Source organism: Flavobacterium sandaracinum (assembly GCF_004349135.1).
Lineage (GTDB): Bacteria > Bacteroidota > Bacteroidia > Flavobacteriales > Flavobacteriaceae > Flavobacterium > Flavobacterium sandaracinum.
In genome coordinates, this window is the sequence record NZ_SMFN01000007.1 from 11426 (window position 1) to 35326 (window position 23901).

The 23901-nt window shown below is 35.0% G+C and carries 36 protein-coding genes; 35 read left to right on the forward strand and 1 reads right to left on the reverse strand.

Annotation, left to right across the window (positions count from 1 at the left end):
• Window positions 1-10: 10 nt before the first annotated feature.
• The 35 genes from fusA (at window position 11) to ctlX (ending at window position 23130) form a co-directional block, all read left to right on the forward strand.
• A complete protein-coding gene (gene fusA / locus E0F91_RS07355; RefSeq protein ID WP_132065671.1) occupies window positions 11-2167 on the forward strand; it encodes an elongation factor G in 2157 nt (718 codons plus the stop codon).
• An 11-nt stretch (window positions 2168-2178) separates the two neighbouring features.
• Window positions 2179-2484, forward strand: coding sequence for a 30S ribosomal protein S10 (gene rpsJ / locus E0F91_RS07360; protein ID WP_011963470.1), 306 nt, complete (start codon window positions 2179-2181; stop codon window positions 2482-2484).
• Window positions 2485-2638: 154 nt separating this feature from the next.
• On the forward strand, window positions 2639-3256 hold the full coding sequence (rplC, locus tag E0F91_RS07365; protein ID WP_132065672.1) for a 50S ribosomal protein L3: 618 nt from the start codon (window positions 2639-2641) through the stop codon (window positions 3254-3256).
• Window positions 3256-3885 (forward strand): 50S ribosomal protein L4, encoded by a 630-nt coding sequence (gene rplD / locus E0F91_RS07370; protein WP_035668126.1) that lies wholly within the window; start codon window positions 3256-3258, stop codon window positions 3883-3885. Before rplC ends, rplD begins: the two co-directional genes overlap by 1 nt.
• Window positions 3886-3891: 6 nt before the next feature.
• Complete coding sequence (gene rplW / locus E0F91_RS07375) at window positions 3892-4182, forward strand: 50S ribosomal protein L23 (RefSeq protein WP_066081040.1); 291 nt, start codon at window positions 3892-3894, stop codon at window positions 4180-4182.
• Between the two features lie 9 nt (window positions 4183-4191).
• Complete coding sequence (gene rplB, locus E0F91_RS07380; RefSeq protein WP_035668122.1) at window positions 4192-5016, forward strand: 50S ribosomal protein L2; 825 nt, start codon at window positions 4192-4194, stop codon at window positions 5014-5016.
• A 6-nt stretch (window positions 5017-5022) separates the two neighbouring features.
• Complete coding sequence (rpsS, locus tag E0F91_RS07385) at window positions 5023-5301, forward strand: 30S ribosomal protein S19 (RefSeq protein ID WP_007136562.1); 279 nt, start codon at window positions 5023-5025, stop codon at window positions 5299-5301.
• A 6-nt stretch (window positions 5302-5307) separates the two neighbouring features.
• On the forward strand, window positions 5308-5718 hold the full coding sequence (rplV, locus tag E0F91_RS07390; RefSeq protein WP_007136561.1) for a 50S ribosomal protein L22: 411 nt from the start codon (window positions 5308-5310) through the stop codon (window positions 5716-5718).
• A 6-nt stretch (window positions 5719-5724) separates the two neighbouring features.
• Window positions 5725-6483, forward strand: a complete 759-nt coding sequence (gene rpsC, locus E0F91_RS07395; RefSeq protein ID WP_066081035.1) for a 30S ribosomal protein S3 — start codon at window positions 5725-5727, stop codon at window positions 6481-6483.
• A gap of 19 nt (window positions 6484-6502) precedes the next feature.
• Complete coding sequence (gene rplP, locus E0F91_RS07400; RefSeq protein ID WP_007803637.1) at window positions 6503-6928, forward strand: 50S ribosomal protein L16; 426 nt, start codon at window positions 6503-6505, stop codon at window positions 6926-6928.
• Window positions 6929-6941: 13 nt separating this feature from the next.
• A complete protein-coding gene (gene rpmC, locus E0F91_RS07405) occupies window positions 6942-7127 on the forward strand; it encodes a 50S ribosomal protein L29 (RefSeq protein ID WP_091173697.1) in 186 nt (61 codons plus the stop codon).
• Between the two features lie 17 nt (window positions 7128-7144).
• Window positions 7145-7405: a 30S ribosomal protein S17 gene (gene rpsQ / locus E0F91_RS07410; protein ID WP_066081027.1), complete on the forward strand. Its 261-nt coding sequence runs from the start codon at window positions 7145-7147 to the stop codon at window positions 7403-7405.
• 2 nt (window positions 7406-7407) lie between these two features.
• On the forward strand, window positions 7408-7776 hold the full coding sequence (gene rplN, locus E0F91_RS07415) for a 50S ribosomal protein L14 (protein ID WP_026717863.1): 369 nt from the start codon (window positions 7408-7410) through the stop codon (window positions 7774-7776).
• Between the two features lie 11 nt (window positions 7777-7787).
• Window positions 7788-8102 carry a 50S ribosomal protein L24 gene (gene rplX, locus E0F91_RS07420; protein ID WP_066081024.1) on the forward strand — a complete coding sequence of 105 codons (315 nt, stop codon included), beginning with the start codon at window positions 7788-7790 and terminating at the stop codon, window positions 8100-8102.
• 2 nt (window positions 8103-8104) lie between these two features.
• Window positions 8105-8656: a 50S ribosomal protein L5 gene (gene rplE / locus E0F91_RS07425; RefSeq protein WP_066081021.1), complete on the forward strand. Its 552-nt coding sequence runs from the start codon at window positions 8105-8107 to the stop codon at window positions 8654-8656.
• 3 nt (window positions 8657-8659) lie between these two features.
• Window positions 8660-8929, forward strand: coding sequence for a 30S ribosomal protein S14 (gene rpsN / locus E0F91_RS07430; protein WP_007136553.1), 270 nt, complete (start codon window positions 8660-8662; stop codon window positions 8927-8929).
• Window positions 8930-9052: 123 nt separating this feature from the next.
• Window positions 9053-9451 carry a 30S ribosomal protein S8 gene (gene rpsH, locus E0F91_RS07435; RefSeq protein WP_132065673.1) on the forward strand — a complete coding sequence of 133 codons (399 nt, stop codon included), beginning with the start codon at window positions 9053-9055 and terminating at the stop codon, window positions 9449-9451.
• A gap of 18 nt (window positions 9452-9469) precedes the next feature.
• Window positions 9470-10012 (forward strand): 50S ribosomal protein L6, encoded by a 543-nt coding sequence (gene rplF, locus E0F91_RS07440; RefSeq protein ID WP_091173708.1) that lies wholly within the window; start codon window positions 9470-9472, stop codon window positions 10010-10012.
• A gap of 11 nt (window positions 10013-10023) precedes the next feature.
• Window positions 10024-10374 carry a 50S ribosomal protein L18 gene (gene rplR, locus E0F91_RS07445; RefSeq protein WP_132065674.1) on the forward strand — a complete coding sequence of 117 codons (351 nt, stop codon included), beginning with the start codon at window positions 10024-10026 and terminating at the stop codon, window positions 10372-10374.
• Between the two features lie 6 nt (window positions 10375-10380).
• Window positions 10381-10908, forward strand: coding sequence for a 30S ribosomal protein S5 (gene rpsE, locus E0F91_RS07450; protein ID WP_035668102.1), 528 nt, complete (start codon window positions 10381-10383; stop codon window positions 10906-10908).
• Between the two features lie 12 nt (window positions 10909-10920).
• Window positions 10921-11103, forward strand: coding sequence for a 50S ribosomal protein L30 (gene rpmD / locus E0F91_RS07455; protein ID WP_114753105.1), 183 nt, complete (start codon window positions 10921-10923; stop codon window positions 11101-11103).
• An 11-nt stretch (window positions 11104-11114) separates the two neighbouring features.
• Window positions 11115-11567: a 50S ribosomal protein L15 gene (gene rplO / locus E0F91_RS07460; protein ID WP_066081007.1), complete on the forward strand. Its 453-nt coding sequence runs from the start codon at window positions 11115-11117 to the stop codon at window positions 11565-11567.
• Between the two features lie 13 nt (window positions 11568-11580).
• Entirely contained in the window at window positions 11581-12927 is a 1347-nt protein-coding gene (secY, locus tag E0F91_RS07465; RefSeq protein WP_132065675.1) for a preprotein translocase subunit SecY, read from the forward strand.
• A gap of 4 nt (window positions 12928-12931) precedes the next feature.
• A complete protein-coding gene (infA, locus tag E0F91_RS07470) occupies window positions 12932-13147 on the forward strand; it encodes a translation initiation factor IF-1 (RefSeq protein WP_007136545.1) in 216 nt (71 codons plus the stop codon).
• 12 nt (window positions 13148-13159) lie between these two features.
• Window positions 13160-13276 carry a type B 50S ribosomal protein L36 gene (ykgO, locus tag E0F91_RS07475; RefSeq protein WP_008992256.1) on the forward strand — a complete coding sequence of 39 codons (117 nt, stop codon included), beginning with the start codon at window positions 13160-13162 and terminating at the stop codon, window positions 13274-13276.
• Between the two features lie 2 nt (window positions 13277-13278).
• Window positions 13279-13653: a 30S ribosomal protein S13 gene (gene rpsM, locus E0F91_RS07480; protein ID WP_091203660.1), complete on the forward strand. Its 375-nt coding sequence runs from the start codon at window positions 13279-13281 to the stop codon at window positions 13651-13653.
• An 8-nt stretch (window positions 13654-13661) separates the two neighbouring features.
• A complete protein-coding gene (gene rpsK / locus E0F91_RS07485; RefSeq protein WP_024981527.1) occupies window positions 13662-14045 on the forward strand; it encodes a 30S ribosomal protein S11 in 384 nt (127 codons plus the stop codon).
• 90 nt (window positions 14046-14135) lie between these two features.
• A complete protein-coding gene (gene rpsD / locus E0F91_RS07490; protein ID WP_132065676.1) occupies window positions 14136-14741 on the forward strand; it encodes a 30S ribosomal protein S4 in 606 nt (201 codons plus the stop codon).
• Between the two features lie 21 nt (window positions 14742-14762).
• On the forward strand, window positions 14763-15755 hold the full coding sequence (locus tag E0F91_RS07495; RefSeq protein ID WP_039110214.1) for a DNA-directed RNA polymerase subunit alpha: 993 nt from the start codon (window positions 14763-14765) through the stop codon (window positions 15753-15755).
• Window positions 15756-15818: 63 nt separating this feature from the next.
• Window positions 15819-16307, forward strand: a complete 489-nt coding sequence (gene rplQ, locus E0F91_RS07500) for a 50S ribosomal protein L17 (protein ID WP_132065677.1) — start codon at window positions 15819-15821, stop codon at window positions 16305-16307.
• 403 nt (window positions 16308-16710) lie between these two features.
• Window positions 16711-17811 carry a glutamine-hydrolyzing carbamoyl-phosphate synthase small subunit gene (gene carA / locus E0F91_RS07505; protein ID WP_132065678.1) on the forward strand — a complete coding sequence of 367 codons (1101 nt, stop codon included), beginning with the start codon at window positions 16711-16713 and terminating at the stop codon, window positions 17809-17811.
• A 602-nt stretch (window positions 17812-18413) separates the two neighbouring features.
• Window positions 18414-19706 (forward strand): phosphopyruvate hydratase, encoded by a 1293-nt coding sequence (eno, locus tag E0F91_RS07510; protein WP_132065679.1) that lies wholly within the window; start codon window positions 18414-18416, stop codon window positions 19704-19706.
• 155 nt (window positions 19707-19861) lie between these two features.
• The gene (locus E0F91_RS07515) at window positions 19862-21145 is read left to right on the forward strand and encodes a citrate synthase (protein ID WP_132065680.1); all 1284 of its coding nucleotides are present in this window, start codon (window positions 19862-19864) and stop codon (window positions 21143-21145) included.
• 65 nt (window positions 21146-21210) lie between these two features.
• A complete protein-coding gene (locus E0F91_RS07520) occupies window positions 21211-22125 on the forward strand; it encodes a dimethylarginine dimethylaminohydrolase family protein (protein WP_132065681.1) in 915 nt (304 codons plus the stop codon).
• A 69-nt stretch (window positions 22126-22194) separates the two neighbouring features.
• Window positions 22195-23130 carry a citrulline utilization hydrolase CtlX gene (gene ctlX, locus E0F91_RS07525; RefSeq protein ID WP_132065682.1) on the forward strand — a complete coding sequence of 312 codons (936 nt, stop codon included), beginning with the start codon at window positions 22195-22197 and terminating at the stop codon, window positions 23128-23130.
• Between the two features lie 73 nt (window positions 23131-23203).
• Here the strand turns inward: ctlX and E0F91_RS07530 are convergent, their stop codons facing one another.
• Complete coding sequence (locus tag E0F91_RS07530) at window positions 23204-23833, reverse strand: MarC family NAAT transporter (RefSeq protein ID WP_132065683.1); 630 nt, start codon at window positions 23831-23833, stop codon at window positions 23204-23206.
• Window positions 23834-23901: the final 68 nt, after the last annotated feature.

The window sequence follows — 23901 nt, forward strand, 5'->3', positions numbered from 1 at the left end:
TTCATAAGAAATGGCTAGAGATTTAAAATATACAAGAAACATAGGAATTGCTGCTCATATTGATGCTGGTAAAACAACAACAACAGAGCGTATATTATTCTATACTGGAAAGTCTCACAAGATAGGTGAAGTGCATGATGGTGCTGCAACTATGGACTGGATGGCGCAAGAGCAAGAAAGAGGTATTACAATTACTTCTGCTGCTACAACTTGTGAATGGAATTTCCCAACTGAGCAAGGTAAAGTTTTACCTGATACCTTACCGTATCACTTTAATATTATTGATACCCCAGGACACGTTGATTTTACTGTTGAAGTAAATCGTTCATTACGTGTACTTGATGGGTTGGTTTTCTTGTTTAGTGCTGTTGATGGTGTTGAGCCACAATCAGAAACAAACTGGAGACTTGCTGATCAATACAGAGTACCGCGTATCGGATTCGTAAACAAAATGGACCGCCAAGGTTCTAACTTTTTGATGGTTTGTCAGCAAGTTAGAGACATGTTGAAATCTAATGCAGTTGCTATTACTTTACCTATTGGTGAGGAAAACGACTTCAAAGGGGTGGTTGATTTAGTGAAAAATCAAGCGATAGTGTGGCATGAAGAAGGTCTTGGAGCGACATATGATATTGTACCTATCCCTGAGGATATGGTTGCAGAAGTGAAAGAATACAGATCGATTCTTATAGAAGCAGTTGCTGATTATGATGAAAATTTGTTAGAAAAATTCATGGAAGATGAAGACTCTATTACAGAGGAAGAAATCAATATTGCATTAAGAGCTGCTACTATGGACATGGCTATCATTCCTATGATTGCTGGTTCTTCCTTCAAAAACAAAGGAGTTCAATTCATGTTAGATGCAGTATGTAAATACCTACCATCTCCAATGGATAAAGAAGGTATCGAAGGGATCCATCCTGATGATGCTGAATTATTAGAAGAAGATCAAACTAAAATTTTGCGTAAGCCAGATGTTAAAGAGCCGTTCGCTGCTTTAGCATTTAAAATTGCTACTGATCCCTTCGTAGGTCGTTTAGCTTTCTTCCGTGCTTATTCAGGACGTTTAGATGCAGGTTCATATGTTTTGAACACACGTTCAGGAAACAAAGAAAGAATCTCGCGTATATACCAAATGCATGCTAACAAGCAAAACCCAATCGAGTACATCGAGGCAGGTGATATTGGAGCAGCGGTTGGGTTTAAGGATATTAAAACTGGAGATACATTGTGTGATGAAAAACACCCAATTATTCTTGAGTCAATGAAATTTCCTGCGCCGGTAATCGGTATTGCAATTGAGCCTAAAACTAAAGCTGACGTTGATAAAATGGGGATGGCTTTGGCTAAATTAGCGGAAGAGGATCCAACGTTTACCGTTAGAACTGATGAGGCTTCGGGACAAACTATTATCTCAGGGATGGGTGAGCTTCACTTAGATATCCTTGTTGATAGAATGAAACGTGAATTTAAAGTTGAAGTTAACCAAGGTGAGCCTCAAGTTGAATATAAAGAAGCATTTACTAAGTCTGCTCAACATAGAGAAACGTACAAGAAACAATCAGGTGGTCGTGGTAAATTCGGTGATATCGTATTTAGAATCGAACCAGCAGATTTAGTTGACGGTAAAGCTCCAGTTGGATTGCAATTTATCAATGCAGTAAAAGGGGGTAACGTTCCTAAAGAATATATCCCTTCAGTTGAAAAAGGTTTCAGAGAAGCTATGAAAACTGGTCCTTTAGCAGGATACCAAGTAGATAGTTTGAAAGTGACTTTATTAGACGGATCTTTTCACCCTGTCGATTCAGACGCGCTTTCTTTTGAGTTAGCTGCTAGAATGGGTTACAGAGAGTCAGGTCGTGCTGCAGGTGCTGTTATTCTTGAGCCTATCATGAAAATGGAAGTTATTACACCAGAAGAAAACATGGGAGATATCGTAGGTGATATCAACCGTCGTAGAGGTCAGGTAAATGACATGGGTGATAGAAATGGTGCTAAAACTATCAAGGCTGATGTGCCATTATCAGAAATGTTTGGTTATGTAACTACTTTAAGAACTTTATCTTCAGGTCGTGCAACATCAACAATGGAATTTTCACATTACGCTGAAACTCCTTCGAATATTTCGGAAGCAGTTATCAAAAAAGCAAAAGGAAACGCTTAATCTTTAAGAAAATGAGTCAAAAAATCAGAATAAAACTAAAATCTTACGATCACATGTTGGTAGATAAATCTGCTGAAAAGATTGTAAAAACTGTAAAAAGTACAGGTGCAGTAGTAACAGGACCAATTCCATTACCAACTCACAAAAAACTTTTCACTGTACTACGTTCTCCACACGTTAACAAAAAAGCGAGAGAGCAATTTGAAGTAATGTCATATAAGAGATTAATTGACATTTATTCATCTTCATCAAAAACTATTGATGCTTTAATGAAACTTGAATTGCCAAGTGGAGTTGAAGTTGAAATCAAAGTTTAAGTAGTTTAAGAGTAAAAAGGAACGCTGTTTTTAAGCGAAAAATATTTTTTTGGTTTGTGTGTAAATAAGTTATACATTTGCACCCACTAAAAAAATAGGATTCGCTTAAAAGCTGCGTTCTATATTTATATTTAATAATTAATAATTAATATTTATGTCTGGGTTAATTGGTAGAAAAATCGGCATGACTAGCATTTTCGACGAGAACGGGAAGAATATTCCTTGTACAGTAATCGAAGCTGGACCATGTGTTGTTACCCAAGTCAGAACCAAAGGTGTTGACGGGTACGAAGCGTTGCAACTTGGTTTCGATGACAAAAACGAGAAACATTCCACAAAAGCGGCTTTAGGTCACTTTAAAAAAGCGGGAACTGTAGCTAAGAAAAAAGTCGTTGAATTCCAAGATTTCGCAACAGAGCAAAAATTAGGAGATCTTATTGATGTTTCTATTTTTTCAGAAGGAGAATTTGTAGATGTACAAGGTGTGTCTAAAGGTAAAGGTTTTCAAGGGGTTGTAAAACGTCACGGTTTTGGTGGTGTTGGTCAAGCAACTCACGGTCAACACAACCGTTTAAGAGCGCCAGGTTCTGTAGGAGCTTCTTCTTATCCATCTAGAGTATTCAAAGGAATGCGTATGGCTGGACGTATGGGAGGAGATAATGTAAAAGTTCAAAACCTTAGAGTTTTAAAAGTAGTGGCTGAAAAGAACCTACTTGTTATTAAAGGATGTGTTCCTGGATGTAACAACTCTTATGTAATCATTCAGAAGTAATGGAAGCAAAAGTATTAGATTTCAACGGAAAAGATACTGGAAGAAAAGTGCAACTTTCTGATTCAGTATTTGGTATAGAACCAAACAATCACGCAGTATATCTTGATGTTAAGCAATATCTTGCTAATCAACGTCAAGGAACGCACAAAGCTAAAGAAAGAGCTGAAGTTGCAGGATCTACTCGTAAGATTAAAAAGCAAAAGGGAACAGGAACTGCTCGTGCAGGGTCTGCTAAAAACCCATTGTTTAAAGGTGGTGGAACAGTTTTTGGACCAAGACCAAGAAGTTATTCATTTAAATTGAATAAAAGCTTGAAACGTTTGGCAAGAAAATCTGCTTTTTCAATTAAAGCAAAAGAGTCGAATATTATTGTTCTTGAAGACTTTAATTTTGAAACGCCAAACACTAAAAATTTCATTAATGTTTTGAAAGCTTTAGAGTTAGAAAATAAAAAATCTCTGTTTGTGTTGGGTGATACCAATAAAAATGTATATTTGTCCTCACGCAATTTAAAAGGCTCTAGCGTTGTAAGTAGCTTAGAATTAAGCACTTATGCTATTCTAAATGCTAATAACTTAGTTCTTTTAGAGAGTTCTTTAGAGATAATTGAAGAAAATTTAAGTAAATAATAGGATATGAGCATCATAATTAAGCCTATAGTAACGGAAAAAGTAACCAAAGAAAGTGAAGTTTTAAACCGCTTCGGATTCGTTGTTGACAAAAAAGCAAACAAAGTGCAAATTAAGAAAGCTATTGAAGCTGCTTACGGAGTAACTATTTTGAGTGTTAACACGATGAACGTAAGACCGGATAGAACTACAAAATACACTAAAAGTGGTTTAATCAGTGGAAAGACTAATGCAATTAAAAAAGCAATTGTTCAAGTACAAGAAGGAGAAACAATTGATTTTTACAACAATATCTAAGATAGAAAAATGTCAGTAAGAAAATTAAAACCTATTACCCCAGGTCAGCGATTTAGAGTTGTGAATGGTTATGACGCCATTACAACTGATAAGCCGGAACGCTCTTTGATAGCGCCGATAAAAAACTCTGGAGGTAGAAATAGTCAAGGAAAGATGACCATGCGTTATACGGGTGGTGGTCACAAGCAGAGATATCGTATTATTGATTTCAAACGTACAAAAGAAGGAATTCCGGCTACTGTGAAATCAATCGAATATGATCCAAATCGTACTGCATTTATCGCTTTATTGGCGTATGCTGATGGAGAGAAAACGTATGTTATTGCTCAAAACGGATTGAAAGTTGGTCAGAAATTAGTTTCAGGTCCAGAATCTCAACCTGAAATTGGTAATACTTTACCTTTAAGTAGAGTTCCACTAGGAACTGTAATTTCTTGTATCGAATTGAGACCAGGGCAAGGAGCGGTAATCGCTCGTTCTGCTGGAACATTTGCTCAATTAATGGCAAGAGATGGAAAATATGCAACAATTAAGATGCCATCTGGTGAAACAAGATTAATCTTGTTGACTTGTTCGGCTACTATTGGAGCAGTATCTAATTCAGACCACCAATTAGTTGTATCAGGAAAAGCTGGTAGAACGAGATGGTTAGGAAGAAGACCTAGAACAAGACCTGTTGCAATGAACCCTGTCGATCACCCAATGGGTGGTGGTGAAGGACGTTCTTCTGGTGGACATCCACGTTCAAGAAATGGAATACCAGCAAAAGGTTATAGAACTCGTTCTAAGAAAAACCCGAGTAACAAGTATATCGTAGAACGTAGAAAGAAATAATAAGATATGGCACGTTCATTAAAAAAAGGACCTTTTGTTCATTATAAGTTAGACAAAAAAGTTCAAGAAAACATCGCAGGTGGAAATAAAGGAGTAGTAAAGACATGGTCTAGAGCTTCTATGATTACTCCAGACTTTGTTGGTCAAACTATCGCAGTTCACAACGGTCGTCAATTTGTACCGGTTTATGTTACTGAAAACATGGTAGGTCACAAATTAGGAGAATTTTCACCAACTAGATCTTTTAGAGGTCATGCTGGAGCAAAAAATAAAGGTAAAAAATAAGAAGCAATGGGAGTTCGTAAAAGAGAAACAGCAGATGCGAGAAAAGAGGCTAATAAGTCTATAGCTTTCGCAAAATTGAATAACTGCCCTACTTCACCTAGAAAAATGCGCTTAGTAGCGGACTTGGTAAGAGGTCAGAAGGTAGAGAGAGCACTTAACATCTTAAGATTTAGTTCTAAAGAAGCTTCAAGAAAATTAGAAAAATTGGTTTTATCTGTAATTGCCAACTGGCAAGCAAAAAACCCTGACGCTAATATGGAAGAAGCTGGGTTATTTGTTAAAACGATTACAGTTGATGGTGGAATGATGTTGAAAAGACTTCGTCCAGCTCCACAAGGTCGTGCTCACAGAATTAGAAAACGTTCTAATCACGTTACAATCGTGCTTGGATCTATTAATAACACACAAGCAATTTAATACAAGATGGGACAAAAGACAAATCCAATTGGAAATAGACTTGGTATCATCAGAGGATGGGACTCAAACTGGTATGGTGGAAATGATTATGGTGATAAACTTGCCGAAGATTATAAAATCAGAAAGTACATCCATGCTCGTTTATCAAAAGCTAGTGTATCAAAAGTAATTATTGAGAGAACTTTGAAACTCGTAACCGTTACTATCACTACTGCTAGACCTGGTATCATTATCGGAAAAGGTGGACAAGAGGTAGACAAGTTGAAAGAAGAACTTAAGAAAATTACTGACAAAGAGGTTCAAATCAACATCTTTGAAATAAAAAGACCTGAACTTGACGCGTATCTAGTTGCTACAAGCATCTGTCGTCAAATCGAAAGCCGTATTTCTTATAGACGTGCAATTAAAATGGCTATTGCTGCTTCTATGCGTATGAACGCAGAAGGTATCAAAGTTTTAATTTCTGGTCGTTTGAATGGTGCTGAGATGGCTCGTTCAGAAGGTTTCAAAGAAGGTAGAATTCCTCTATCAACTTTCAGAGCTGATATTGATTATGCTTTGGCAGAAGCTCACACTACTTATGGTAGAATGGGAATCAAAGTATGGATCATGAAAGGTGAAGTTTATGGAAAGAGAGATCTTTCTCCACTTGCTGGAATGGACAAAAAACAATCTGGTGCTGGTGGTAAAGGTGGTGATTCTCCAAGAGGAGATAGAAAACCTTTTAATAAAGGTGGTAAACCAGACGCTCGTAAACGAAAGTAAATTTTTAAACTAAAGAAAAATGTTACAGCCTAAAAGAACAAAATACCGTAAGGTACAAAAAGGTAAAATGAAAGGAAATTCTCAAAGAGGACATGAACTTTCTAATGGAATGTTTGGTATTAAATCTGTACATGAAGATGGAATGTTCTTAACCTCTCGTCAAATCGAAGCTGCGCGTATTGCTGCAACTCGTTTTATGAAAAGAGAAGGACAATTATGGATCAAAATATTTCCAGACAAACCAATTACTAAGAAGCCTCTTGAGGTACGTATGGGTAAAGGTAAAGGAGCCGTTGAATATTGGGCTGCTGTTGTTAAACCCGGAAGAATTATGTTTGAAGTTGGAGGAGTACCTTTGTCAGTTGCAAAAGAGGCGTTACGTCTTGCGGCTCAAAAGCTTCCAGTAAAAACTAAATTCGTCGTTGCTAGAGATTTCGAAGCATAATCTATATTATATTATGAAACAATCAGAAATAAAAGATCTTTCTGCAGCAGAGTTGCAAGAAAAGCTTAGCCAGACTAAGAAAACATATGCTGATCTAAAAATGGCTCACGCTATTTCACCAATTGAGAATCCACTTCAAATTAGAGGTGTAAGAAGAACAGTTGCAAGATTAGCTACCGAACTTACTAAAAGACAATAACTGTAGTCTGCTGAAAGATGGAAGAAAAAAGAAATTTAAGAAAAGAAAGAGTTGGTGTTGTAACTTCTGACAAAATGGATAAGTCTATTGTTGTTGCAGAAGTGCGTAAAGTAAAACACCCATTATACGGTAAGTTCGTGTTGAAAACTAAAAAGTATCACGCACACGACGAAATGAACGACTGTAACATTGGAGATACTGTAAGGATTAGCGAGACGCGTCCTTTGAGTAAAACAAAATGTTGGAGGTTAGTTGAAATCTTAGAAAGAGCTAAATAATTATGGTACAACAAGAATCAAGACTAAAAGTAGCAGATAACACTGGAGCAAAGGAAGTTTTAACTATCCGTGTTTTAGGAGGTACCAAAAGAAGGTATGCCTCTGTTGGTGACAAGATTGTAGTTTCTATCAAAGATACAGCCCCTAACGGAAGCGTTAAAAAAGGAGCTGTTTCAACTGCAGTTGTTGTACGTACCAAAAAAGAAGTGAGAAGAGCCGATGGTTCTTATATCCGTTTCGATGACAATGCATGTGTTCTTTTGAATGCTGCAGGTGAAATGAGAGGAACTCGTGTTTTTGGTCCCGTAGCAAGAGAACTTCGTGAAAAACAATTCATGAAAATTGTATCATTAGCACCAGAAGTGCTTTAATTCGTTTTAAGATGATAAAGCTAAAAATAAAATCAGGTGACATCGTAAGAGTAATTGCTGGAGACCATAAAGGTGCTGAAGGTAAAGTATTACGTGTGTACAAAGAGAAAAACAAAGCGATTGTTGAAGGTGTTAACATGGTTTCAAAACACACGAAACCTAGTGCAAAAAGCCCTCAAGGTGGTATCGTAAAGAAAGAAGCTTCTATACAAATATCTAATATTTCTTTAATTGATCCTAAAACTAAGGAAGCAACTAGAGTTGGTATTAGAGTAGAGGGAGATAAGAAAGTAAGATTTTCAAAAAAATCTAATCAAGTACTATAGTAATGGAGTATATACCTAGACTAAAAGAAGAATATAAGAGCAGAGTAATTGCTGCTCTTAAAGAGGAATTCGGATACGTAAACGTAATGCAAGTTCCTAAATTGGAAAAAATCGTTTTAAGTAAAGGAGTTGGTGCAGCTGTATCTGATAAAAAATTAATTGACTATGCAGTTGATGAGTTGACAAAGATCACTGGACAGAAAGCAATATCTACTATCTCAAAGAAAGACGTTGCGTCGTTCAAACTGAGAAAAGGGATGCCTATTGGAGCAAAAGTTACTTTGCGTGGGGAAAGAATGTATGAGTTTTTAGATAGACTTATTACTTCATCTTTGCCACGTGTGAGAGATTTTAGTGGTATTAAAGCTACTGGTTTTGACGGAAGAGGAAATTATAACCTTGGTGTTTTAGAGCAAATCATTTTCCCGGAAATTGATATTGATAAAGTAAACAAAATATCAGGAATGGACATATCTTTTGTAACTACTGCTAAAACAGATAAAGAAGCAAAGTCTCTATTGACAGAATTAGGATTACCTTTTAAAAAGAATTAAGACATGGCTAAAGAATCAATGAAAGCCCGCGAGGTTAAGAGAGAAAAAACAGTAGCTAAGTATGCTGAGAAAAGAAAAGCTTTGTTAGAAGCTGGAGATTTCGTAGGTTTGCAAAAGTTACCAAAAAATGCTTCACCAGTTCGTTTACACAATCGTTGTAAATTAACAGGTAGACCAAGAGGATATATGCGTCAATTCGGTCTTTCACGTGTTACATTTCGTGAAATGGCTAACAACGGATTGATACCTGGTGTTAAAAAGGCATCTTGGTAAGACGTAATTTATTACGTTCTGATACAGACTTAACTTACGTTTTGTCTGTATCATAAATATTTATAAATTGGTTTAAGGTTCGGCAAATCGTTTGTTGAAAACCAAAACCGCAAATTAATACATATGTATACAGATCCTATTGCAGATTATTTGACAAGAGTTCGTAACGCTGTGGCTGCAAGCCACAAAGTTGTTGAAATTCCTGCATCTAATCTAAAAAAAGAAATAACTAAGATCTTGTTTGATCAAGGTTATATCTTGAGTTACAAATTTGAAGACAACGCCGTTCAGGGTTCAATCAAAATCGCTTTAAAGTATGATAAGGATACTAAGGAGTCAGTAATTAAAGATATCCAAAGAATTAGTAAACCAGGTTTACGTAAATATTCAAGTTCTTCAAGTATTCCTAGAATCCTTAACGGATTAGGAATTGCTATTGTTTCTACTTCTAAAGGTTTAATGACTGGAAAGAAAGCGAAACAATTGAATGTTGGTGGCGAAGTAATTTGTTACGTATACTAATTTTAAAGACTATATAAGATGTCAAGAATAGGTAAAAGCCCAGTAACAATTCCTGCAGGAGTAACTGTTTCAGTTGCTAACGGTATTATTACGGTAAAAGGAAAAAATGGTCAACTAACTCAGGAGTTTTCGGACGTAACTGTAACAGTTGAAGGAGATCTAGTTCAAGTAGATAGGTCTTCTGATCACAAAGACCAAAGAGCAAAACACGGTTTGTACAGATCTTTAATCAATAACATGATTATTGGAGTTACAGATGGTTTTACTAAGTCATTAGAATTGGTAGGAGTTGGTTATAGAGCTTCAAATCAAGGACAAAAGCTAGATTTAGCACTTGGTTATTCTCACAATATAGTTTTAGAAATTGCTCCAGAAGTAACTTTAGAAACTATATCTGAAAAAGGTAAAAACCCGATTGTTAAATTAACATCATTTGACAAACAACTTTTAGGTCAGGTAGCTGCGAAAATCAGAGGTTTCCGTAAGCCTGAGCCGTACAAAGGAAAAGGTGTTAAATTTGTGGGTGAAGTATTAAGAAGAAAAGCAGGTAAATCAGCTTAAAAAATAAGATTATGTCATTAACAAAACCTGAAAGAAGGCAACGAATTAGATTCAGAATTAGAAAGTCAATTAGTGGTACAGCTACTAATCCTAGACTATCTGTATTTAGAAGTAACAAAGAAATTTACGCTCAACTTATTGATGACGTAAACGGAGTTACTTTGTTGGCGGCTTCTTCAAGAGAAAAAGAAATAGGTAACGGTACGAATATTGAAGTGGCTACAGCGGTTGGAAAACTAGTTGCTGAAAAAGCTTTAAAGGCTGGGATAGACGTAGTAACTTTCGATAGAGGAGGTTATTTATATCACGGACGTATTAAATCATTAGCGGAAGGCGCAAGAGCGGCTGGACTTAAATTCTAATATAGTATGTCTAATAGTAAATACAAGAATGTAGAGTTAGTAAAACCAAGTGGACTTGAATTAAAAGACCGTTTGGTAAGTGTAAATCGTGTTACTAAGGTTACAAAGGGTGGTAGAGCTTTTGGTTTTTCTGCTATTGTAGTTGTAGGTGATGAAAATGGAGTTGTAGGACACGGATTAGGAAAATCTAAAGATGTTTCTGAGGCAATTGCGAAAGCAGTAGAAGATGCAAAGAAAAATTTAGTAAAAATTCCTTTGAATGGTCAATCAGTTCCTCACGAACAAAAAGGTAAATTTGGTGGTGCACGTGTATTCTTAATTCCTGCCTCTCATGGTACAGGAGTTATTGCTGGTGGAGCTGTTCGTTCAGTTCTTGAATCAGTAGGAATTCATGATGTATTATCTAAATCACAAGGATCTTCAAATCCTCACAACGTAGTGAAAGCAACTTTTGATGCTTTATTACAAATGAGAAGCGCGTATACTGTTGCAAAACAAAGAGGCGTTTCTTTAGAAAAAGTTTTTAAAGGTTAATTCAAGGAAATTATGGCTAAATTATTAGTAAAACAAGTTAGAAGCAAAATCAACTGTCCTCTTTCTCAAAAGAGAGGATTAGAAGCTTTAGGTCTACGTAAAATGGGACAAGTTGTAGAGCATGATTCAAATCCTACAATCCTTGGGATGATAAATAAAGTTAAACACTTAGTTTCTGTAGAAGAAGCTAAATAACAAATACTGTTATGAATTTAAGTAACTTACAACCTGCTGAAGGTTCTACACACAATCAAAATAAAAGATTAGGTAGAGGAGAAGGTTCTGGAAAAGGTGGTACTTCTGCAAGAGGACACAAAGGAGCAAAATCTCGTTCTGGTTATTCTAAAAAGATTGGTTTTGAAGGTGGGCAAATGCCACTTCAAAGACGTGTGCCAAAGTTCGGTTTTACAAACATCAATCGTAAAGATTACGAAGGTGTAAATCTTGATACACTTCAACTATTAGTTGATAATGGTGTTATTAAAGATACTGTTGATATGACAGTTTATGTTGCTAATCGTTTAGCTACCAAAAATGAGATCGTTAAGATTTTAGGTAGAGGTGAATTGACAGCAAAATTAAAAGTAACCGCTCACAAATTTACTGCTACTGCAAAAGCTGCTATTGAAGCTGCTGGTGGAGAGGCTGTAACAATGTAATTTTTCTATTAATATGAAGAAATTTATTGAATCAATAAGTAATGTTTGGAAAATAGAAGAACTGAAAAATAGAATTCTAATCACCTTAGGACTACTTTTAGTTTATCGTTTCGGGGCTCAAGTTACCCTACCAGGCATTGATGCTACACAGTTAGGTAATTTAGCTGGGCAAACCAAAGAAGGAATTGGTTCAATTCTTGACATGTTTACCGGAGGTGCATTTTCTCAAGCTTCTGTTTTTGCTTTAGGAATTATGCCTTACATTTCTGCTTCCATTGTTGTTCAGTTGATGGGAATTGCGATTCCTTATTTACAAAAACTTCAAAGTGATGGAGAGAGTGGTAGAAAGAAGATTAATCAAATCACTCGTTGGTTGACAATTGGAATTACTTTAGTTCAAGGTCCAACTTATATCTATAATTTATATAGAACATTACCTAGTAATGCATTTTTATTGGGATTCAATTCATTTGAATTCTTGTTTTCATCAGTAGTTATTTTAGTTACAGGTACAATTTTTGCCATGTGGTTAGGAGAAAAGATTACTGACAAGGGAATTGGAAATGGTATATCTTTGTTGATTATGGTTGGGATATTGGCTAGATTTCCTCAAGCATTTATCCAAGAATTTACAACTAGGGTTACCAATAATAATGGGGGTCCAATGTTGCTGGTTATTGAGATTATCATCTGGTTATTAGTTATTATTTGTTGTGTACTCTTAGTAATGGCAGTTAGGAGAATTCCGGTGCAATATGCTCGTCGTACAACTTCAGGTGATTTCGAACAAGATATGTTAAATGGAAATAGACAATGGATTCCTTTAAAGCTTAATGCTTCAGGGGTTATGCCAATTATATTTGCACAAGCGATCATGTTCATACCTGCAGCTTTAGCTGGTTTGTCTAAATCAGATGCGTCACAATCAATTGTTGGTGCTTTTAGTAATATGTTTGGGTTTTGGTATAATTTAGTATTTGCAACTTTAATAATTGTATTTACATTTTTTTACACCGCTATCACGGTTCCTACTAATAAGATGTCTGATGATTTAAAGAGAAGCGGAGGTTTTATTCCTGGTATCAGACCTGGATTGGAAACATCAGATTATCTTGACAAAGTGATGTCTTTAATAACTTTTCCTGGGTCATTATTTCTGGCTTTAATTGCTGTGTTCCCGGCAATAATTGTTAGTGTTATGGATGTTCAACAATCTTGGGCAATGTTTTTTGGAGGTACTTCATTAATAATTATGGTTGGTGTTGCCATAGATACAATGCAGCAAATCAATTCATATTTGTTGAATAAACATTATGATGGTTTAATGAAAAGTGGTAAAAATAGAAAAGCAGTAGCTTAACTTTATGGCAAAACAATCAGCAATAGAACAAGACGGATCAATCATTGAGGCATTATCAAATGCCATGTTCCGTGTAGAATTAGAAAATGGACATATTGTAATTGCACATATTTCTGGAAAAATGCGTATGCATTATATCAAGTTATTACCTGGTGATAAAGTGAAACTAGAAATGAGCCCTTACGACTTGTCAAAAGCAAGAATTACTTATAGATATTAAAGGATATTCAAAATGAAAGTTAGAGCTTCAGTAAAAAAGAGAAGTCCCGAGTGCAAAATTGTGCGAAGAAAAGGGAGATTGTACGTAATAAACAAAAAGAATCCTAGATTTAAACAAAGACAAGGATAATTATGGCAAGAATAGCAGGGGTAGATATCCCAAAAAATAAGAGAGGTGTTATAGCACTTACCTACATCTTTGGATTAGGAAAAAGTAGAGCTGTTGAGATTTTAGAAAAAGCTCAAGTTAGCCAAGATAAAAAAGTTCAAGACTGGAATGATGATGAGATCGGAGCAATTCGTGAGGCAGTATCGACTTTCAAAATTGAAGGAGAATTACGTTCTGAGGTTTCTTTAAACATCAAACGTTTAATGGATATTGGATGTTATAGAGGTATCCGTCATAGAACTGGTCTTCCATTAAGAGGGCAAAGAACTAAAAACAACTCTAGAACAAGAAAAGGTAAAAGAAAAACTGTTGCTAACAAGAAAAAAGCAACTAAATAATAAGTAATATGGCTAAAGCAACTGCAAAAAAACGTAAAGTTATCGTTGAATCAACGGGAGAAGCTCATATTTCTGCTACTTTTAACAATATCATCATTTCTTTGACAAACAAAAAAGGTGAAGTTATTTCTTGGTCCTCAGCTGGAAAAATGGGTTTTAGAGGTTCTAAAAAGAATACTCCATACGCAGCCCAAATGGCAGCAGAAGATTGTAGTAAAGTAGCTCTTGAAGCTGGACTAAAAAAAGTAAAGGTTTATGTAAAAGGACCAGGAAACGGACGTGAGTCTGCTATTCGTTCTTTGCATAACGGTGGAATTGAAGTGACTGAGATTATCGACGTTACTCCAATGCCTCACAACGGATGTCGTCCTCCTAAGAGACGTAGAGTTTAATTATATATTTAAGTATAACTAGGTAGAATATACGATTATCGAAGGATATGACCTGAATTCATAATCTCTACCTTAATTTAATTTTTAGAAATGGCAAGATATACTGGTCCAAAAACTAGAATTGCTCGTAAATTTGGCGAAGCAATTTTCGGAGATGACAAATCATTCGAAAAAAGAAATTATCCTCCTGGACAACACGGGATGGCTAAAAAAAGAGGTAAAAAATCTGAATATGCTATCCAGTTGATGGAAAAGCAAAAAGCTAAATATTCTTATGGAATTTTAGAAAAACAATTCAGAGGTTTATTCAAAAAAGCATCAGCTACCAAAGGTGTTACTGGTGAAGTTCTTTTACAGTTGTGTGAAGCAAGATTAGATAACGTTGTTTTTAGAATGGGTATCGCTCCTTCTAGAAGAGGCGCTAGACAATTAGTTTCTCACAGACACGTTACTGTTAATGGTGATGTAGTAAATATTGCTTCTTACCACCTTAAGCCTGGTGACAAAGTTGCTGTTCGTGAAAAATCTAAATCTTTAGAGGCTATCGAACGTTCTTTATCTAATTCAAGTCATGTTTATGAATGGATTACTTGGAATAATGACGTTAAAGAAGGTACTTTTGTTTCTGTACCAGCGAGACTTCAGATTCCAGAAAACATTAAAGAACAATTAATCGTAGAGTTGTACAACAAATAATAATTGACTTAGTCGAAATTTATGGCAATATTTAATTTTCAGAAGCCCGATAAAGTTATCATGATCGATTCCACCGATTTTGAAGGTAAGTTTGAATTTAGACCTTTAGAACCTGGTTACGGATTGACTGTTGGTAATGCACTTAGAAGAGTTTTGCTTTCAGCATTAGAAGGTTATGCAATTACATCTGTTCGCATTGAAGGTGTAGATCATGAGTTTTCTACTATTTCAGGAGTTGTTGAAGACGTTACCGAAATTATTCTTAATCTAAAACAAGTACGTTTTAAACGTCAAATTGAAGATATAGATAATGAATCAGTTACTATTTCTGTTTCAGGTAAAGATCAATTAACGGCTGGTGATTTTCAGAAATTTATTTCAGGTTTCCAAGTTTTGAATCCAGAACTAGTTATCTGTAATTTAGACAGCAAAATCAAACTTAATTTTGATTTAACAATCGAAAAAGGTAGAGGTTATGTTCCTGCTGAAGAAAACAAAAAGCAGAATGCTGCAATTGGAACTATTTTTACTGACTCAATTTTTACTCCTGTAAAGAATGTAAAATATGCTATTGAGAACTTCCGTGTTGAGCAAAAAACAGATTATGAAAAATTAGTTTTTGAAATTAAAACTGATGGATCAATCAATCCTAAAGATGCTCTTACTGAGGCTGCAAAAGTTCTAATTCACCATTTCATGTTGTTTTCTGACGAAAGAATTACACTTGAGGCTGACGAAATTGCACAAACAGAATCTTATGATGAAGAGTCATTGCATATGAGACAATTGCTTAAAACTAAGCTTGTTGATATGGATCTTTCTGTTAGAGCATTAAATTGTTTGAAAGCGGCTGAAGTTGATACACTTGGTGATTTAGTATCGTTCAATAAAAATGATCTAATGAAATTCCGTAATTTTGGTAAAAAGTCTTTAACTGAACTTGATGAACTTGTTGCAGTTAAAAATTTAAACTTCGGTATGGATTTAGCAAAATACAAACTAGATAAAGAATAAATTACTTCATATTTTGATCTCCAAAATGGATAGCATCAAGATGAAAGTATAAAAAAACACGTCATGAGACACGGAAAAAAATTCAATCACTTAAGCAGACAGACTGCACATAGAAAATCTATGTTAGCTAATATGGCTTGTTCTCTTATTGAACACAAGCGTATTAACACTACTGTTGCTAAAGCAAAAGCGCTTAAACAATTCGTTGAGCCTTTAATAACTAAATCAAAACAAGATACGACTCACAATCGTCGTATTGTTTTTGCTTACTTACGTAGCAAATATGCCGTAACTGACTTGTTCAGAGACGTAGCTGCTAAAGTGGGTGACCGTCCAGGTGGATACACACGTATCATTAAAGTTGGAAATCGTCTAGGAGATAATGCCGATATGGCAATGATCGAATTAGTAGATTTCAATGAACTTTACAACGGTGGTAAAAAAGAAGTTAAAAAAGCAAAAAGCCGTCGTGGTGGAAAAGCAAAGAAAGCAGATGAAGCTACTGAAGCTCCTGTTGCTGAAACTGAAGCAACTACTGACACAGCTGAGTAATTATGAAAGTAATTATTTTATAAAAATCGAGGATAAGCTATTTATAGTTTATCCTTTTTTTTTGATTTTTTTTTAAAGAATCGTTTGAAGTTATATAACACGATACTTGACTTACTTTTCGCAGGTTCCTTTTAATTGTTTGGTCTTTCAAATCTTTAACAGAATGTGAGTTGTAGTAAGATTTTAAGAATTATTTCTTTTTATTATTGAAGCTGAGTATATGCTTTAATTGAGGATTCTTAGCACTAGTATTTCGAGCGGCTTTAAGCTCCAAAAAAAATAATAATTTTAAAAACATTGCAACCATTGCTTTAAAGAATTAAGTTTGCAAAATATTTAACTACGCATGAAACCAGGTTTTCTAGTTCCATGAAACTATTAAAAAAATAATAGAAATCAACGAATGAAATATACAACACGACAAAGCGCTATACTCTTACTAAGTGACGGAACTATTTTTCACGGTAAATCCATTGGAATCAGTGGAACTACTTTTGGTGAGGTCTGTTTTAACACCGGAATGACTGGATACCAAGAGATATTTACAGATCCCTCTTATTTTGGTCAAATAATGGTGGCTACAAATGCCCACATAGGAAATTATGGAGTAAATGAAAAGGAAATTGAATCTAGTAGTATTAAAATTTCAGGTTTAGTTTGTAAAAATTTTAGTTATAATTATTCTCGCGAAGACGCTTCGGGAAGTTTAGAAAATTATTTTATAGAACAAAATCTTATTTGCATCTCTGATGTTGATACAAGAGCTTTGGTGAGCTATATTCGTGAAAATGGAGCTATGAATGCGGTCATTTGTACGGATGGTTCCTCTGTAGAAGAGTTAAAGGCGTCATTAGCCAAAGTTCCTGACATGAATGGTTTAGAATTGGCCTCTAAGGTATCCACCAAGGAAGCCTATTTTTATGGTGATGAGCAAGCAACCTATAAGATTTCTGTACTTGATTTAGGAATCAAAACGAATATTCTTCGAAACCTTGCTAAAAGAGATTGTTATATAAAGGTTTTCCCTTTTGATGCTTCCTATCAGGATATGCAGTCCTTTAATCCAGATGGTTATTTCTTGTCTAATGGTCCTGGAGACCCAGAGCCACTTTCAAGTGCGATTCAGGTAGCCAAAGCAATTATCGAAAATAATAACCCTTTATTTGGAATATGTCTTGGTCATCAGGTTATTGGTTTGGCCAATGGAGTTTCAACTTACAAGATGTTTAATGGACATAGAGGAATAAATCATCCTGTAAAAAATATAGTTACTGGGAAAGGCGAAATCACTTCTCAAAATCATGGTTTTGCTGTCAATAAGGAAGAATTAGACAATCATCCGGATTTGGAAATCACACATGTGCATCTTAATGATGGTACTGTTGCGGGTATGCGAATGAAAAACAAAAATTGTTTCTCGGTTCAATATCATCCTGAAGCTAGTCCAGGGCCACATGATTCTTCTTACTTATTTGATCAATTTATTGAAAATATAAAAGCCTAAAATTTGAATTTTTCTTATTTCAGATGTTAAACTACCTGGGATTGACTTTTCAATAAGTCAATCCTTTTTTTTAATCCGTAATGATCTTTCTCAAGAACTAATATATTGTTTAAATTTTGTGGTGCGATTTATGTCATGTTGCAGTTAGAACGTATTTTTACTAAAAGAATTTTTTTTATTTCTTGGTTTAAAGAATGTTTTTCTTTGTTTTTGATTTCATTACGTTAAGGGTTTTCTTTTTCTTCTCATTTTAATAATACAGTAAATTTTCCACTTATCTATTACGGTTAAATCTATTAAGTCTACAATTTAGAGCTTAAAAAGTAATTTTACGGTAGTTTATAATGAACAATAGTATTTTGTAATTTAATTAAAGTACTAAATCCTTCTAGCTTCTTTTACTTTAGGTTTTTTATCATTTTTATAGATTAGATTTATAAAACCAAAAATTAGGATATTTTTCTTCTTCTTTTTAAAAAAAACTTGCCGTATCTTTTCTCTAAAAATAATTACAACGTTTTCGTTAATAAGATTCATTGTTTTCATAAAATGAATCAAAAAGATAGAATATATTTGTGTTTTATAATTTAAAAATTGAGTATATGAGTATAATTATCAAAATTCACGCAAGACAAATTTTCGATTCTAGAGGAAATCCTACAATAGAAGTAGATGTAATAACAGATAATGGTGTTTTAGGAAGAGCTGCAGTACCATCTGGGGCATCAACTGGAGAGCATGAAGCAATGGAGTTGCGCGATGGAGGAAAAGCTTACCTTGGAAAAGGAGTTTTGAATGCAGTGAAAAATGTGAATACCCTTATTTCTGAGGAGCTTTTAGGAGTTTCAATTTTTGAACAAAATCTAATTGATCAGATGATGATTGATTTGGATGGTACTCCTAATAAATCAAACTTGGGTGCAAACGCAATTTTAGGAGTTTCTTTGGCTGTAGCCAAAGCCGCTGCAAATGAATTGGGTTTGCCATTGTATAGATATGTAGGCGGTGTTTCTGCAAACACATTACCTGTGCCGATGATGAATATTATCAATGGAGGATCACATTCTGATGCGCCGATCGCCTTTCAAGAATTTATGATTTTTCCTGTAAAAGCAACTTCTTTCTCCCATGCAATGCAAATGGGTACAGAAATTTTTCATAGTTTAAAAAAAGTATTACACGATAGAGGACTTTCTACTGCTGTAGGTGATGAAGGGGGTTTTGCACCAAATCTTCCTGGAGGAACTGAAGATGCTTTAGATACCATTAAAAAAGCAGTTGAGAATGCAGGGTATAGTTTTGGTGATGAAATTATGATTGCTTTGGATTGTGCAGCGGCAGAGTTTTATGTAGATGGGAAATACGATTATTCTAAATTTGAAGGCGAAACAGGTAAGATTAGATCTTCTGCGGAGCAAGTGGATTATTTAGCAGAACTAGCTTCTAAATATCCAATTATTTCTATCGAAGACGGTATGGATGAAAATGACTGGGATGGTTGGAAGTTGTTAACGGATAAGATTGGAGATAAAGTGCAATTAGTTGGAGATGATTTATTCGTTACTAACGTAGAGCGTTTGTCTACAGGTATTGAGAAAGGAATCGCTAACTCTATTCTTATTAAGGTAAATCAAATAGGGACTTTAACTGAAACTATTGCGGCTGTAAATATGGCTAAAAATGCAGGATATACGTCCGTAATGTCACATCGTTCTGGAGAAACAGAAGACAATACGATTGCAGATTTAGCAGTAGCTTTAAACTGTGGTCAAATAAAAACGGGTTCTGCTTCAAGATCAGATCGTATGGCTAAATACAATCAGTTGCTTAGAATTGAAGAAGAATTAGGTGATACAGCTTATTTTCCTGGTAAAAATGCATTCAAAATAAAATAAATTCCTACGATATTTTTATTTAAAGCCATTCACGTACCGTGGGTGGCTTTTTTTGGTAATATTTAACAATTTCGTTGTGTTATTCTCTTTTTAATTAGTGTTTAATTCCCTAGATTTGATAAATTATTATTTTAAAAGTTTATTTTCAATATATTATGTCAAAAATAGCAACATTAGAAATTGATGGGAAAAAAATTGAGCTGCCTGTAGTTGTAGGGAGTGAAAACGAAGTTGCCATCGATATTAACAAATTACGTGATTTATCCGGGATTATTACACTAGATCCGGGCTATAAAAATTCGGGTTCTTGTAAAAGTGATATCACTTTTCTAGATGGAGAATTAGGAATACTTCGTTATAGAGGATATTCAATAGAAGATTTAGCTGCAAAAGCTGATTTCTTAGAAGTGTCTTATCTTTTGATTTTTGGAGAATTGCCAAACAATAAGCAATTAGCGCAATTTGAAACTGATATCAGGAAATACACTTTAGTCAATGAAGAAATGAAAAACATCATTGATGGTTTTCCTAAAACAGCACATCCAATGGGTGTTTTGGCAGCTTTGACTAGTGCATTGACAGCATTTAACCCTAAATCGGTTAATGTTGAAAATGAAAAAGAAATGTATGAGGCCGTTTGTAAAACTATGGGTAAATTCATGGTAATAGCAACTTGGACGTACAGAAAAAGCATGGGTTATCCTTTAAATTATTATGATAATACTAAAGGATACGTTGAAAATTTTATGCGATTAATGTTTGAATTGCCTACTGAACCGTACGTTGCAAATCCTATAGTAATCGATGCATTGGATAAATTATTCATACTTCACGGGGATCACGAACAAAATTGTTCTACCTCTACTGTTAGAATGGTAGGATCGTCTCACGCAGGATTGTTTGCTTCTATATCGGCAGGAGTTTCGGCGCTTTGGGGTCCTCTACATGGTGGAGCCAATCAAGCAGTACTTGAAATGTTAGAGGAAATTCATAGAAATGGTGGTGATGCAGATAAATACATGGCTAAAGCCAAAGATAAAAATGATCCTTTCCGTTTAATGGGTTTTGGTCACAGAGTATATAAAAATTTCGATCCAAGAGCAAAAATTATTAAGAAAGCTGCCAATGAGGTTTTAGCCACATTGGGAGTTGAAGATCCAATTCTTGCCATAGCTAAAAAATTAGAAGAAGCTGCTCTGGAAGATGAATATTTTAAATCTAGAAACTTATATCCAAATGTTGATTTCTATTCTGGGATCATCTATAGAGCGTTAGGAATTCCTACAGATATGTTCACGGTAATGTTTGCCATAGGTCGTTTGCCAGGTTGGATCGCACAATGGAAAGAAATGCGTGAAAACAAAGAACCAATAGGAAGACCAAGACAAGTTTATACAGGTCACCCATTGAGGGAGTTTGTACCAACAGATAAAAGATAAAATCAGTTTAAAAAGCTTCACGAATTTGTGAAGCTTTTTTTATATTTGCCAAAAGCTAAAAAGACATGTTACAATTAAAGGTGAATAATGAAACTTCGAGACTGAGGGCTTTAGTGCTTGGTTCTGCCGTTGATAATGGACCTACTCCAAAGGCTGAAGAGGCCTACGATCCAAAATCATTAGAGCATATTTTAGCGGGAACCTATCCAAAGGAACAGGATATGGTTAATGAAATGGAGGCATTTAATACGGTGTTGAAAAAATATGACGTCACGGTTTTTCGTCCAGAGCAGATTGAAAATTACAATCAAATATTTACTAGGGATATTGGTTTTGTTATTGATGATGTTTTTGTGAAATCTAATATTCTACCAGATCGCGAACGAGAATTAGATGCGATTCAGTACATCATTGATCAAATTAATCCTAAAAAAGTGGTCCGTCCACCCGAGGAAGTTCATATCGAAGGAGGTGACGTTATGTTGTGGAATGAGTATATTTTTATTGGAACTTATAAAGGAAGTGACTACAAAGAGTACATCACTGCACGAACAAACCTGCAAGGAGTTCAATATATTAAAGACTTGTTTCCAAATAAAATTGTCAAAGAATTTGATTTGGTTAAATCCAAAATGGACGCCCGTGATAATGCCTTGCATTTAGATTGTTGTTTTCAACCAGTGGGGAATGATAAAGGGATTATTTACAAGAACGGATTCCGGGAGGAAGCAGACTACTTGTTTTTGGTCCATCTTTTTGGAAAAGACAACCTATTTCACATCACTAGAGACGAAATGTACCACATGAATTCGAATGTTTTTTCTATCGATACCAATGTAGTAGTTTCTGAAAGAAATTTTACGCGACTTAATAATTGGTTGCGTGCTAACGGTTTTGTCGTAGAAGAAATTCCATACGCAGAAATTGCAAAACAAGAAGGGTTATTGCGATGTTCGACCTTACCATTAATCAGGGATTAATTTCATATTGAGGCGCAAAAGAGTAGAGACGCATCGCAATGCGTTGCAACAAAAAATAAAATAAAAATCATGAAACAAACCACAAATTCCATAGTAATGATTCGCCCAGTTGCGTTTCGAATGAACGAACAAACCGCAGTTAACAATTATTACCAAAAAGTACTGGACGGTTTGTTGCCAGCAACCGTAAATGCAAAGGCGCAACAAGAATTTGATGTTTTTGTCGAGAAATTAAGAGCAGTGGGTGTAGAGGTAACCGTTGTTGATGATACCTTGAGTCCGGATACGCCAGACAGCATTTTTCCTAACAATTGGATTTCATTCCACGAGAATGGTGATGTGGCATTGTATCCCATGTTTGCCGAAAATCGTAGGGAAGAACGTAGGGAAGAAATTCTAGATATGTTGGAGGATAAAGGTTTTGTTATCCATAACATTGTGGATTATACCTCGGCTGAAGAAGATGGTTTTTTCTTAGAGGGAACAGGAAGTTTACTTTTAGACAGAGAAAACAGTAAAGCTTATTGTGCTTTGTCACCTAGAGCTGATGAAGAATTGTTTATCGAATTTTGCGAAGATTTTGATTATGCGCCCATAATTTTTGAAGCGTTTCAAACCGTCGATGGAGAACGAAAACTAATTTATCACACGAATGTAATGATGTGTTTAGGCGAAACTTTTGCTGTAATTTGTTCGGATTGTATTGATGATAAAAAAGAACGCAAAATGGTTCTCGATAATCTTAAAGAAAATGGCAAAGAAATTATTGTAATTACGGAAGCCCAAATGAACAATTTTGCAGGGAATATGCTTGAAGTTCGGGGAAGTAATGATAAAAGATATTTAGTAATGAGTGCTGCAGCACATCAAGCTTTGACTTCAAAGCAGATCGAACAACTGGAAAAACATGCTGAAATTTTGAGCTCCAGTCTAGATACAATTGAAGCGTGCGGTGGTGGAAGCGCCAGATGTATGATGGCAGAGATTTTCCTACCAAGAAAATAGAAGAAAACCGGATAAAATTTAGACTGCCCCCAAAAAGTTAGATACTATTTGGGGGTATTTTTATGGCTTTAATTTAGGAGAGATTCCCTTTTATAATATTAATGATGGCACTTACAATATATTGTATTCCTATCGCAATTACAATGAATCCTACGATTCTTGATATGGCAACAATGCCAGATACTCCAAGTATTTTTGCTAAATAATGCGCGCTTTTAAGGATTAAAAATATGGTAACTGCAATAGCAAGAATAGCCATTGAAGAGATTAAAATCTCCATAGATGAATTGTGTTCCTGATAAAATGCAATAAGTAGTGAGATGGAACCAGGTCCAGCAAGCATAGGAATGGCAAGCGGCGTTAAGGCAATGTCATTTCTTTTTTGAGCATCGGATTCTGCTTTTTTATTGATTCCCCTCTTTTTATTAAATTCTCCCGAAAGCAACGAAAACCCCGAATTTACAATAATGATTCCTCCAGCTATTCGCAAGGCATCGATACTGATGCCAAAGAAAATCAAAACATATTGGCCTATAAAAAAGGAGACAATTAGGATAATAAATACATTTATCGCCGTCCATAAAGAAATTCTAGAACGTTCTTTTTTGGTGTCATTTTGTGTCAGGCCCACAAAGATGGGAACCGTACCAATAGGGTTTAAAACCGAAAAAAGAGCGACAAATAGATAAATAAATAAATCCATATTTTGTTTTTAAGACTGCAAAAATACTCTTTTTTTGCTTTTTAAAGTTAAGCTACTGTTTTTTATTG